Source organism: Streptomyces sp. NPDC055506, from assembly GCF_053643595.1.
Genome location: NZ_JBSHKH010000186.1, coordinates 1 through 12,391 on the forward strand (window position 1 = coordinate 1; position 12,391 = coordinate 12,391).

At 71.2% G+C, this 12,391-nt stretch carries 9 protein-coding genes; 7 read left to right on the plus strand and 2 right to left on the minus strand.

The features are described 5' to 3' along the window. Positions 1-83 precede the first annotated feature (83 nt). Together meaB and ACWIF2_RS37935 are read right to left on the minus strand one after the other, a co-directional pair. Positions 84-1,040 carry a methylmalonyl Co-A mutase-associated GTPase MeaB gene (gene meaB, locus ACWIF2_RS37930; RefSeq protein ID WP_454365883.1) on the minus strand — a complete coding sequence of 319 codons (957 nt, stop codon included), beginning with the start codon at positions 1,038-1,040 and terminating at the stop codon, positions 84-86. Between the two features lie 34 nt (positions 1,041-1,074). Further along, positions 1,075-2,274, minus strand: coding sequence for an acetyl-CoA C-acetyltransferase (locus ACWIF2_RS37935; protein ID WP_454365885.1), 1,200 nt, complete (start codon positions 2,272-2,274; stop codon positions 1,075-1,077). 148 nt (positions 2,275-2,422) lie between these two features. Between ACWIF2_RS37935 and mce the strand changes: the two genes are divergently transcribed. The 7 genes from mce to ACWIF2_RS37970 all read left to right on the plus strand — a co-directional run bounded on the left by mce (position 2,423) and on the right by ACWIF2_RS37970 (position 12,345). After that, complete coding sequence (gene mce / locus ACWIF2_RS37940; protein WP_454365887.1) at positions 2,423-2,863, plus strand: methylmalonyl-CoA epimerase; 441 nt, start codon at positions 2,423-2,425, stop codon at positions 2,861-2,863. Between the two features lie 210 nt (positions 2,864-3,073). Next, entirely contained in the window at positions 3,074-6,988 is a 3,915-nt protein-coding gene (scy, locus tag ACWIF2_RS37945; RefSeq protein ID WP_454365889.1) for a polarized growth protein Scy, read from the plus strand. 233 nt (positions 6,989-7,221) lie between these two features. Further along, complete coding sequence (locus tag ACWIF2_RS37950; protein WP_454365891.1) at positions 7,222-8,157, plus strand: cellulose-binding protein; 936 nt, start codon at positions 7,222-7,224, stop codon at positions 8,155-8,157. 85 nt (positions 8,158-8,242) lie between these two features. Beyond that, positions 8,243-9,202, plus strand: a complete 960-nt coding sequence (locus tag ACWIF2_RS37955; protein WP_454365893.1) for an ABC transporter ATP-binding protein — start codon at positions 8,243-8,245, stop codon at positions 9,200-9,202. Positions 9,203-9,204: 2 nt separating this feature from the next. Continuing rightward, complete coding sequence (locus ACWIF2_RS37960; RefSeq protein ID WP_454365895.1) at positions 9,205-9,975, plus strand: ABC transporter permease subunit; 771 nt, start codon at positions 9,205-9,207, stop codon at positions 9,973-9,975. A gap of 154 nt (positions 9,976-10,129) precedes the next feature. Continuing rightward, positions 10,130-11,470, plus strand: a complete 1,341-nt coding sequence (locus ACWIF2_RS37965) for an ABC transporter ATP-binding protein (protein WP_454365896.1) — start codon at positions 10,130-10,132, stop codon at positions 11,468-11,470. Further along, complete coding sequence (locus ACWIF2_RS37970; protein ID WP_454365898.1) at positions 11,467-12,345, plus strand: ABC transporter permease; 879 nt, start codon at positions 11,467-11,469, stop codon at positions 12,343-12,345. The genes ACWIF2_RS37965 and ACWIF2_RS37970 overlap by 4 nt, the downstream gene beginning before the upstream one ends. The last annotated feature ends 46 nt before the right edge of the window (positions 12,346-12,391 follow it).

Below are 12,391 nucleotides of genomic sequence, written 5' to 3' on the forward strand. Positions count from 1 at the left end.
GGCGCGGCCCCGACCCACCACCCGGCGATAGGCGCTACGCGCACCCCCACCAAAGTGCCACAGGCCGCCGCAGGCACCCCCGCTCAGCCCTCCGTCAATCCCGCCACCAGCTCATCAGCCGCCCGATAAGGATCCAGCTCCCCGGCCACGATCCGCTCGGCCAACGCCCCCAGCCGCCGGTCCCCGTGCAGATCCCCGATCCGCTCCCGCAGCGCCGTCACCGCGATCGTCTCGACCTCCCGCGCCGCCCGAGCCGCCCGCCGCTCCGCCAGGACCCCCCGCTCCTCCATCCAGGCCCTGTGCTTCTCCAACGCCTCGACGACCTCCTCCGTGCCCTCCCCCCGGGCGGCGACCGTCTTCACGATCGGCGGACGCCAGTCACCCGGCCCCCGCGACTCCCCGAGCCCCAGCATGTGGTTCAGCTCGCGGGCCGTCGCATCGGCCCCGTCCCGGTCCGCCTTGTTCACGACGTACACGTCACCGATCTCCAGGATCCCGGCCTTGGCCGCCTGGATCCCGTCCCCCATCCCGGGTGCCAGCAGCACCACGGACGTGTCCGCCTGCGAGGCGATCTCCACCTCGGACTGCCCCACACCCACCGTCTCGACCAGAATCACGTCACAGCCGGCCGCGTCGAGGACCCGGATCGCCTGCGGCGCGGCCCACGCGAGCCCGCCCAGATGCCCCCGCGTCGCCATCGAACGGATGTACACCCCGGGATCCGACGCATGCTCCGACATCCGCACCCGGTCCCCGAGCAGCGCCCCGCCCGAGAACGGGGACGACGGGTCGACGGCGAGCACGCCGACCCGCTTGTCCTGCTTGCGGTAGGCGGAGACCAGCGCCGAGGTCGACGTGGACTTGCCGACCCCGGGCGACCCGGTCAGCCCCACCACATACGCCCCACCCGTCAGCGGGGCCAACGCCGCCATGACCTCCCGCAACTGCGGGGACGCCCCCTCCACCAGGGAGATCAGCCGGGCCACGGCCCGCGGCCGGCCTTCCCTGGCCTGGGCCACCAGGGTGGAGACGTCCTGCATCACAGCTCCGTTCAGATAAGGGACGTACCGGAAATCAGGCCTTGGGCACCCGCACGATCAGCGCATCACCCTGACCACCGCCACCGCACAGCGCCGCCGCGCCCACGCCACCACCCCGCCGCTTCAGCTCCAGCGCGAGATGCAGTACGAGACGCGCACCGGACATCCCGATCGGGTGACCCAGGGCGATGGCGCCACCGTTGACATTCACCTTTTCGGTGGACACCCCAAGATCCTTCATCGACTGCACGGCCACCGCCGCGAACGCCTCGTTGATCTCGACGAGATCGAGATCCTCGACGCCCAGCCCCTCCTTCTTCAGCGCGTGCAGGATCGCGTTGGACGGCTGGGACTGCAGCGAGTTGTCGGGCCCGGCCACGTTCCCGTGCGCCCCGATCTCGGCGATCCACTCCAGGCCGAGCTCCTGCGCCTTGGCCTTGCTCATCACCACGACGGCCGCCGCTCCGTCGGAGATCTGCGACGCCGAACCGGCGGTGATCGTGCCGTCCTTGGCGAACGCCGGACGGAGCTTGCCGAGGGACTCGGCGGTCGTGTCGCCCCGGATGCCCTCGTCCTTGCTGAACAGCACCGGGTCACCCTTGCGCTGCGGGATCTCGACGGGCGTGATCTCGGCGTCGAACAGGCCGTTCTTCTGCGCGGCCGCGGCCCGCTGGTGCGACTGCGCGGCGATCTCGTCCTGCTCGGCCCGGCCGATGCCCAGCCGGGTGTTGTGCTTCTCCGTCGACTCGCCCATGGCGACGTTCTCGAAGGAGTCGGTCAGACCGTCGTACGCCATGGCGTCGATCATCTCGACGGCGCCGTACTTGAAGCCCTCACGGGACTTGGGGAGCAGATGCGGGGCGTTGGTCATGGACTCCTGGCCGCCGGCGACGACCACGTCGAACTCACCCGCACGGATCAGCTGGTCGGCCAGCGCGATCGCGTCCAGGCCCGACAGACACACCTTGTTGATGGTCAGCGCGGGCACGTTCATCGGGATGCCGGCCTTGACCGCGGCCTGGCGCGCCGGGATCTGCCCCGCCCCGGCCTGGAGCACCTGCCCCATGATCACGTACTGCACCTGGTCGCCGCCGATCCCCGCACGGTCGAGGGCGGCCTTGATCGCGAAGCCGCCGAGGTCGGCTCCGGAGAAGGACTTGAGCGATCCGAGCAACCGTCCCATGGGCGTACGCGCGCCCGAGACGATCACCGAGCTGGTCGTTGCAGAAGACATGAGCCGCAATCCCCTTACCGGCTGCACAGCCGAGGAGTGAACGAGGGTTTACTTCGAATGTACTGACCGGTACTCCACCCCGTCATCCGGCTGTCGGTGTGATCGCGCGCACGTTGCGTAACCACCTCCGGAGCGCTGCACTGAATCCATGCTGACGCGAATCGACCACATCGGAATCGCCTGTTTCGACCTCGACAAGACCGTCGAGTTCTACCGTGCCACCTACGGCTTCGAGGTGTTCCACTCCGAGGTCAACGAGGAGCAGGGCGTGCGCGAGGCCATGCTCAAGATCAACGATACGTCCGACGGCGGCGCCTCGTACCTGCAGCTTCTCGAGCCCACCCGCCCGGACTCCACCGTCGCGAAGTGGCTCGACAAGAACGGCGAGGGCGTCCACCACATCGCTTTCGGTACGGCGGATGTGGACGCGGAGTCCGCGGACATCCGCGACAAGGGCGTACGCGTGCTGTACGAAGAGCCGCGACGCGGTTCCATGGGGTCACGGATCACCTTCCTGCACCCCAAGGACTGTCATGGCGTACTGACAGAACTGGTCACTTCGGCGCCTGTTGAGTCACCTGAGCACTGACCCTCGTACATATGGGCCGGTAGGGTTGGGTGCGGTCACCGCTCAGTCTGCGGCGACCGCATTCCGGGGTCCGGGTTTCGGGGGACGAGCGTCGGGGCAGCAGCCCATGCTCCGCCGATGATCTGACACCATTCCCCGGGGGCCCCGTTCGGCGGATGGACGGAGCTCGTTTGGAGAGAGTTGCGACCAGGGGACGGATGGGACCGCGCAGTGCGGGGCTACGAGAGCCAGGAGCGAGAGCCGGCGGCTGACGTCGACCACCTCTCTCGGTTCGAAGCCGAGATGAAGCGGCTGAAGACCGAACGGGAAAAGGCGATCCAGCACGCCGAGGACCTCGGCTACCAGGTCGAGGTGCTGCGTGCCAAGCTGCACGAGGCGCGGCGCACCATCATGTCCCGGCCCTCCTTCGAGGGGGGCGACATCGGCTGGCAGGCCGAGCAGTTGCTGCGCAACGCTCAGATGCAGGCCGACCAGATCCGGACGGACGCCGACCGTGAGCTGAGCGAGGCGCGGGCGCAGACCCAGCGGATCCTCCAGGAGCACGCCGAGCAGGCGGCCCGGCTCCAGTCTGAGCTGCACCAGGAGGCGGTGACCCGCCGCCAGCAGCTCGACCAGGAGCTGGCGGAGCGCCGCCAGACGGTCGAGTCGCACGTCAACGAGAACGTGGCCTGGGCCGAGCAGCTGCGGGCCCGCACCGAGCAGCAGGCCCGGCGCCTGCTGGAGGAGTCCCGGGCCGAGGCCGAGCAGGCCATGGCCACGGCCCGCGCTGAGGCCGAGCGGCTGACCGGCGAGGCCCGGCAGCGGCTGACCAGCGCGGCCGAGGAGGCCCGGGCCGAGGCCGAGCAGATCCTTCGGCGTGCCCGCACGGACGCCGAACGGCTCCTCAACGCGGCGTCTTCGCAGGCCCAGGAGGCCACGGACCACGCCGAGCAGCTGCGGACGTCCACCGCCACCGAGTCGGAGTCCGCGCGCCGCGAGGCCACGGAGCTGAGCAAGGCCGCCGAGCAGCGGATGGCCGAGGCCGAGGAGGCGCTGCGCAAGGCGCAGGCCGAGGCCGAGAAGCTGGTCACGGAGGCCAAGGAGGCCGCCGCCAAGGCCCTGTCGAGTGCCGAGTCCGCGAACGAGACGCGTACCCGCACCGCCAAGGAGCAGGTCGCCCGGCTGGTCGAGGAGGCCACGAAGGAGGCCGAGAACACCAAGGCCGAGGCCGAGCAGCTCGTCGCCGACGCCCGTGCCGAGGCCGAGAAGATCGTCGCGGAGGCCTCCGAGAACGCCCGTACGTCCACCGCCGAGGAGACCGCGACCCAGCTGTCCAAGGCGGCCAGGACCGCCGAGGAGGTCCTCAACAAGGCGTCCGAGGACGCCAAGAAGACCACCAAGGCCGCGGCCGAGGAGGCCGAGCGGATCCGCTCGGAGGCTGAGGCCGAGGCGGACCGGCTGCGCGCCGAGGCCCACGACATCGCCGAGCAGCTCAAGGGCACGGCGAAGGACGACACCAAGGAGTACCGCGCCAAGACGGTCGAGCTGCAGGAGGAGGCCCGCCGGCTGCGCGGCGACGCCGAGCAGCTGCGTGCGGACGCCGTCGAAGAGGGCGAGAAGATCCGCGCCGAGGCCCGCAAGGAGGCCGTGGCGCAGATCGAGGAGGCGGCGAGGTCCGCCGAGGAGCTGCTCGCCAAGGCCAAGGCGGACGCGGACGAGCTGCGCACGAACGCCCAGGGGGACAGCGAGAAGGTCCGCACCGAGGCCATCGAGCGGGCGACGACGCTGCGCCGGCAGGCCGAGGAGACCCTTCAGCGCACCCGGCAGGAGGCCGAGCGGCACCGCGAGGAGGTCGTCGAGCAGGCCGAGGGCCTCAAGGCGGAGGCCGAGCGCGCGGCGGTGGAGCTGCACGAGGAGACCGAGCGCGCCATAGAGGCCCGCCGCGCGGAGGCCGCCGAGGAGCTGACGCGGCTCCAGGCGGAGGCCGAGGAGCGGCTGACGGCCGCCGAGCAGGCGCTGTCGGACGCCCGTGAGGAGGCCGACCGGATCCGCCGCGAGGCCGCCGAGGAGAACGAGCGGCTGCGCGCCGAGGCCGCGGAGCGGATCCGTACGCTCCAGCAGCAGGCCGAGACGGAGGCCGAGCGGCTGCGCGACGAGGCCGCTTCCGACGCGTCCGCCTCGCGAGCCGAGGGCGAGGCCGTCGCCGTACGCCTGCGCTCGGAGGCTTCGAACGAGGCGGAGCGGCTGAAGTCGGAGGCGCAGGAGAGCGCCGACCGGATGCGCGCGGAGGCGCAGGCCGCCGCCGAGCGGCTCGGCACGGAGGCGTCCGAGACGCTGGCCGCCGCCCAGGAGGAGGCCAACCGCCGGCGCCGCGAGGCCGAGGAGCTGCTCGGCAGCGCCCGGCAGGAGGCCGACCAGGAGCGCGAGCGGGCCCGCGAGCAGAGCGAGGAGCTGCTGGCCTCGGCGCGCAAGCGCGTGGAGGAGGCGCAGGCCGAGGCCGTACGGCTGGTCGAGGAGGCCGACCGGCGGGCCACGGAGATGGTGTCCGCCGCCGAGCAGCACGCCCAGCAGGTCCGGGACTCCGTCGCGGGGCTGCACGAGCAGGCCCAGGACGAGATCGCCGGGCTGCGCAGCGCCGCCGAGCACGTCGCGGACCGGACGCGGCGGGAGGCCCAGGAGGAGGCGGACCGGGTCCGTACCGACGCCTACGCGGAGCGGGAGCGGGCGAGCGAGGACGCCGGCCGGCTGCGGCGCGAGGCGCACGAGGAGACCGAGGCCGCCAAGGCGCTCGCCGAGCGCACCATGTCCGAGGCGATCGCCGAGGCGGAGCGCATCCGTACGGAGGTCTCCGAGCATGCCCAGCGGGCGCGCACGGAGGCGTCGGACGCCATCGCCGAGGCCGAGCAGAACGCCTCGCGCACCCGGGCGGACGCCCGTGAGGACGCCAACCGCATCCGGTCGGACGCGGCGACGCAGGCGGACGCCCTCATCACCGAGGCGCGCAACGAGGCGGAGCGGCTCACGACCGAGACGGTCGCGGAGACCGACCGGCTGCGAATGGAGACGGTCGCCGAGGCCGAGCGGGTCCGCACCGAGTCCCTGAACGAGGCCGAGCGGGTCCGGGCCGAGTCGGTCGCCAAGGCCGACCAGCTGGTCGGGGAGGCCACCGGTGAGGCGGAGCGGCTGCGGGCCGAGGCCGCCGAGACGGTCGGCTCGGCGCAGCAGCACGCCGAGCGGGTCCGCAGCGAGGCCGGGCGCGTCAAGGCCGACGCGGAGGCGGAGGCGGAGCGGCTCGTCGCCACCGCGCGCGAGGAGGCCGACCGCACCCTGGACGAGGCCCGCAAGGACGCCAACAAGCGGCGCTCCGAGGCGGCCGAGCAGGTCGACAAGCTCATCTCGGAGACCACGGCCGAGGCCGACAAGCTGCTGAGCGAGGCGCAGCAGCAGGCGCACAAGACCACCGCGGAGGCCGAGAAGCAGGCCGACACGATGGTGGGCGCGGCCCGCACGGAGGCCGACCGGCTGGTGTCCGAGTCGACGGTCGAGGGCAACTCGCTGGTGGAGAAGGCCCGTACGGACGCGGACGAGCTGCTGGTGGGCGCCCGTAGGGACGCCACGCAGATCAGGGAGCGCGCCGAGGAGCTGCGCGACCGCATCACGGGCGAGATCGAGGAGCTGCACGAGCGGGCCCGCCGGGAGTCGGCGGAGACGATGAAGTCGGCGGGCGACCGCTGCGACGCGCTCGTCAAGGCCGCCGAGGAGCAGCTCGCGAAGGCGCAGGCGAAGGCGAAGGAGATCGTCTCGGAGGCCAATTCCGAGGCGGGCAAGGTCCGTATCGCCGCGGTGAAGAAGGCCGAGGGGCTGCTCAAGGAGGCCGAGCAGAAGAAGTCGACGCTGGTGCGGGAGGCCGAGGAGCTCAAGGCCGAGGCGATCCGCGAGGCCAAGCGCACGGTCGAGGAGGGCAAGCGCGAGCTGGAGGTCCTGGTCCGCCGCCGCGAGGACATCAACGCCGAGATCTCGCGTGTCCAGGACGTCCTGGAGGCGCTGGAGTCCTTCGAGGCCCCGGCCGGGGGCAAGGACAACGGAGTCAAGGCGGGTGCGACGGTCGGCGCACCCCGTTCGGGTGGCAAGTCCTCGGATAGCTAGGGCCTTCGGGCGGCCCGTGCCACACTTGGACGGACGCTTCGGGCCATGGGGTTGCGCGGGGGCGTTGGGGCGCCCCTGCGGGGCTTTGACCGAGTTTTGGCAAGCCCTCTGCCGCTTAGCCACTCAAAAGGGGTCTCATTTTCCAGATCAAACGCGCATCCGCTCGATGACACACCGTTTCGGCCCCTAGGATTCCACCTATCACCTCACCGGTCTCATTCGACAGGAACCCCATGAGCGACACTTCCCCCTACGGCTTCGAGCTTGTGCGGCGTGGATACGACCGCGCTCAGGTGGACGAACGTATCTCCAAGCTCGTCTCCGACCGTGACAGCGCTCTCGCCCGCATCACCGCTCTGGAAAAGCGCATCGAAGAGCTCCACCTCGAGACGCAGAACGCCCAGGCCCAGGTCACCGACGCCGAGCCGTCGTACGCGGGTCTCGGTGCGCGCGTGGAGAAGATTCTCCGCCTCGCCGAGGAAGAGGCGAAGGACCTGCGCGAGGAGGCCCGGCGCGCGGCCGAGCAGCACCGTGAGCTCGCCGAGTCGGCGGCCCAGCAGGTGCGCAACGACGCCGAGGCGTACTCCGCGGAGCGCAAGGCCAAGGCCGAGGACGAGGGCCTGCGGATCGTCGAGAAGGCCAAGAGTGACGCCTCCCAGCTGCGTTCCGAGGCGCAGAAGGACGCGCAGTCCAAGCGCGAGGAGGCGGACGCCCTCTTCGAGGAGACCCGCGCCAAGGCCGCGCAGGCCGCCGCGGACTTCGAGACGAACCTCGCCAAGCGCCGGGAGCAGTCCGAGCGCGACCTGGCGTCCCGTCAGGCCAAGGCCGAGAAGCGCCTCGCCGAGATCGAGCACCGCGCCGAGCAGCTGCGCCTGGAGGCGGAGAAGCTGCGCACGGACGCCGAGCGCCGCGCCCGCCAGACGGTGGAGACGGCCCAGCGCCAGGCCGAGGACATCGTGGCCGACGCCAACGCCAAGGCCGACCGCATCCGTTCGGAATCCGAGCGCGAGCTGGCCGCCCTCACCAACCGCCGCGACAGCATCAACGCCCAGCTGACGAACGTCCGCGAGATGCTCGCGACGCTCACGGGCGCCGCGGTCGCCGCCGCCGGTACGCCGGCCGAGGACGAGCCGATCTCCCGTGGGGTCCCGGCCCAGCAGTCCCGGTAACACCGGGGCATACGGAGTCTGAATCTCCGCAAAGCCCTCTGCCGCTCGGGTGGCAGAGGGCTTTGTCACGTTCTAGCGTGGCGGCATGATTGAGCTCGAGGGGCTGACCAAGCGTTACGGCGAGAAGGTGGCGGTCAACAACCTGTCCTTCACCGTCAGACCAGGCATCGTCACCGGCTTTCTCGGGCCCAACGGCGCGGGGAAGTCCACGACCATGCGGATGATCCTCGGTCTCGACCACCCCACCGCCGGCGACGTCCGTATCGACGGCAAGCACTACCAGCAGCTCAAGGACCCGCTGACGTACATCGGCGCCCTGCTGGAGGCCAAGGCCTGGCACGGCGGGCGCACCGCCTACAACCACCTGCTGTGCCTCGCACAGAGCAACGGCATTCCGAGCGGCCGGGTGCGGGAGGTGCTGGAGACGGTCGGGCTGACGGCGGTCGCGAAGAAGAAGACCAAGGGCTTCTCGATGGGCATGGGGCAGCGGCTCGGCATCGCGGCCGCGCTGCTCGGCGACCCGCGGATCCTGATGTTCGACGAACCGGTCAACGGCCTCGACCCCGAGGGCATCCACTGGATCCGCACCCTGATGAAGTCGCTGGCCGCCCAGGGCCGGACCGTGTTCGTCTCCTCCCATCTGATGAGCGAGATGGCCCTGACGGCCGAGCACCTCGTCGTCATCGGGCAGGGGCGGCTGCTCGCGGACACCTCCATGGCCGACTTCATCGCGCGCAACTCACGGTCGTACGTCCGGGTCCGCAGCCCGCAGCGGGAGCGGCTGCTCGATGTGCTGCACCAGGCCGGGATCGTGGCCGTTCAGAGCGGTGACGGGGTGCTGGAAGTGGACGGCGGCAAGGCCGAGCACGTCGGCGAGCTGGCGGCGCAGCACGGGCTGACGCTGCACGAGCTGAGCCCGCAACAGGCCTCGCTGGAGGAGGCGTTCATGCAGCTGACCGCGGCGTCGGTGGAGTACCACGCACACAGCGAGACGAGCCCGCAGCCGCCACAGCAGCAGTGGGGCGACGGCTGGAAGAGGGGCTGAGCATGGCGACGACCCAGGTCGTACGGTCGGAGTGGACCAAGATCCGGTCAGTGGCGTCCACGGTGTGGACGCTCTCGCTGGTGGTGGTCGTGACGGTCGCCCTCGGCATGCTGATCTCGGCGCTGTCGAAGAACGAGTTCGACAGCATGAACGCGCAGGCCCGGGCGGAGTTCGATCCGACGTTCATCAGTTTCGCGGGGATGAGCCTCGGCCAGCTCGCGATGATCGTGTTCGGCGTGCTGGTGGTGTCGAACGAGTACAGCACCGGAACGATCCGCACCTCGCTGGCCGCCGTACCGCAGCGCGGCTCCTTCTTGTTCAGCAAGATCGCGGTGGCCACGGGGCTGGCCCTGCTGGTCGGGCTCGTCACCAGCTTCGCCGCGTTCTTCCTCGGGCAGGCGATGCTCGGCGAGCACGCGGCGGAGATCGGTGACCAGGGTGTGCTGCGGGCCGTCTTCGGCGGCGGCCTCTACATGGCCCTGATCGCGATGTTCTCCATGGGCGTCGCCGCGATGCTGCGCTCGCCGATGCTGTCGCTGGGCATCCTGATGCCGTTCTTCTTCCTGATCTCCAACATCCTCGGCAATGTCGACGCGACGAAGAAGGTCGGCCGGTTCCTGCCCGACCAGGCCGGCAGCAAGATCATGCAGGTGGTCACGCCGATCGGCGACGACACCCCGTACGGTCCCTGGGGCGGCCTCGGGATCATGGGGCTGTGGGTGCTCGCGGCCCTGATCGGCGGGTACGTGCTGCTGAAGAAGCGCGACGCCTAGGCTGGGCGGAGACCGGGTGGGGGAGGCTGTCGGGGCCCTTCGGGGCCCCACCCTTTACTTTGATTTGGGCGGAACCGTCAGCGCCTCGATATCCTCCTAACCCTTACGGGGGGCGTGTGCCCCGCTGTCCTGAACCTTGCGATGGGTGCGGAGCATGATCGAAGCAGTCGGCCTGACGAAGCGCTACGGCGACAAGACCGCTGTGCACAACCTTTCCTTCCAGGTGCGGCCCGGAGCCGTCACCGGCTTCCTCGGGCCGAACGGCTCGGGCAAGTCGACGACGATGCGGATGATCCTCGGCCTGGACAACCCGACGGCCGGGCAGGTGACGATCGGGGGTTATCCGTACCGCAAGCTGCCCAACGCCCCCCGCCAGGTCGGTGCCCTGCTGGACGCCAAGGCCGTGCACGGCGGCCGGGCGGCCCGCAACCATCTGCTCTGCCTTGCCCAGCTGTCCGGCATCCCGGCCCGGCGCGTGGACGAGGTGCTCGGGGTCGTCGGCCTGCAGGACGTCGCCAGGAAGCGGTCCAAGGGCTTCTCCCTCGGTATGGGGCAGCGGCTCGGCATCGCCGCCGCGCTGCTCGGCGACCCGCAGGTGCTGCTGTTCGACGAGCCGGTCAACGGCCTCGACCCCGAGGGCATCCTCTGGGTGCGCAACCTGATGAAGGCGCTGGCAGCGGAGGGCCGTACGGTCTTCGTCTCCTCCCATCTGATGAGCGAGATGGCGCTGACCGCCGACCACCTCATCGTCATCGGGCGCGGACAGCTGCTCGCCGACATGAGCATCACGGACTTCATCTCCGCGAACTCCGCGGACTTCGCGCGGGTCCGCACCCCCGACACCGAGCCGCAGCAGCGCGAGAAGCTGTCGTCCGCGCTCACCGAGTCGGGCGGGCACGTGCTGCCCGAGCAGGACGGCGCGCTGCGGGTGACCGGGCTGCCCCTCCCCCGCATCAGCGACATCGCGCACAACGCCGACGTACGGCTGTGGGAGCTGTCGCCGCACCAGGCCTCGCTGGAGGAGGCGTACATGCGGATGACGCAGGGCGCCGTCGACTACCGCTCGACCATCGACCAGAAGGAAGGCCTCCAGCAGCCGCTGCCGCCCGGCGCACAGCCGCCGATGCCGGTGCCGGGGCAGGGCCAGCCGGGCTGGTACGCCCCGCCGCCGCCCCAGCAGGGCGGGCAGCCGCTCCCGATGCCGCCGCAGGGCGCACCGGGTCAGGCTCCGGCGGGCCCGTACGGGGCGCCCGGGACTCCAGGCGCGCCCGGGTCCGCTCCGGGCGCCCCCGGCGCCCCCGGCGCGGGAGCACCCAACCCGTACGCCCAGCCCGCGCCCCAGGCGCCGCAAGCTCCCCCGCAGGCCCCTGCGCAGTCCGCCGCCGCGCCGGCCGCGCAGGCGGCCGCGCAGCCGTCCATGCCCCCGCAGGCGCCCGCCGCCGCGCCGGCTCCCGCCCCGACCTCCGACCTGACCAAGCCCGAGGACGCCCGATGAGCAGCCCCCAGTCCCAGACACCGCAGGCCGCGCCCACCTGGCAGGCGGCGGCCCCCGGCTCTGCTTACCCCGCCCCCGGCTACACCTCGCCGATCCCGGTCGTGCGCACGCACCTCGGGCACGCCATCGCCTCCGAGTGGACGAAGATCAGGTCGGTGCGCTCCACCATGTGGACGCTCGGCGTGTTCGTCCTGCTCGTCGTCGGCATCGGCCTGCTGACCGGCCTGGTGGTGGCGAACTCCGACCCTGCCCTGTCCGGTGAGAGCCCGCTCGGCCTGGGCTTCTTCGGGCTGCTGCTGGGCAGCATGTGCCTCATCACGCTGGGCGTGCTGACCACGGCCTCGGAGTACGGCACCGGCATGGTCCGCACCACGATGGTCGCGTGCCCGAGCCGCGGCCGGGTGCTGGCGGCGAAGGGCATCGTGTTCTTCCTGGTCGCGTTCGTGGTGACGCTGGTGTCCTCGTCCCTCGTCGCCTTCCTGCACGTCGCCATGCTGGAGGGCCACGGTGCCAAGTCCCCCACCGGCGGGGAGTGGCTGAAGGCCACGGTCGGCATGTCGGCCTACGTCGCGCTGCTGGGTCTGCTCTCGCTCGCCGTCGGCTCGATCATCCGGCACTCGGCGGGCGCCATCACCATCATGATCGGCGCCGTGCTCGCCCCGCTGGTGATCGCGCTGTTCATGTTCTCGGAGTCGCTGCGGGCCGTGCGCGACGCCCTGTTCGAGTACTCCATCCCGAACCAGCTCAGCATCTTCTACGCCAACTCCCTCAGCGAGTCCGGCCCGTCCGGCTGGGACCCGCTGTGGATCATCCTCGCCGCGACGGCCGCCGCGTTCGCCGCCGCCTTCGCGCTGCTGGAGAAGCGGGACGTCTGAGTCCCTCAGAATCTGGGCGAGTTACGGGACCGCCGCACCCCCGGGG